Below are 321 nucleotides of genomic sequence, written 5' to 3'. Positions count from 1 at the left end.
GATTTAGCTAAACAGGCTCTTCACGATTGTGATCTGAATATGGCACATAGAGTTTATGCTGCTTGGACTATTCTAGAGTTTGGTAGTGTCGAAGATAAGAAAGAACTCGGGAAAATTGTACTTAGCGACGAATGGCCGCAAAGACTTAGACGCCAATTAATATCTAAATTATTACCTGAATCAATTACCTTGGATGAGTTTATAGCCTTGGCACAAGAGTTAGAAGAAGTATCTAATAATGTGCATGGGTTAGGTTATGAGCTGTATAAATGTGTAGAGTCTAAAGCAATAGATTTGAAGTCGGTAGCAACTATTCGAGAT

At 37.4% G+C, this 321-nt stretch carries 1 protein-coding gene; it reads left to right on the top strand.

Features of this window, described 5'->3' with window-relative positions; all coding sequences use genetic code 11:
- Positions 1-39: 39 nt before the first annotated feature.
- Positions 40-321: hypothetical protein (locus HUS62_RS22745; protein WP_175081245.1), on the top strand; the 282-nt coding region annotated here is incomplete at its 3' end.

Origin of the sequence: Pseudoalteromonas sp. 0303, from assembly GCF_013349995.1 — a bacterium.
Taxonomy (GTDB): domain Bacteria; phylum Pseudomonadota; class Gammaproteobacteria; order Enterobacterales; family Alteromonadaceae; genus Pseudoalteromonas.
This window is presented reverse-complemented; position numbering and strand designations above follow the sequence as displayed.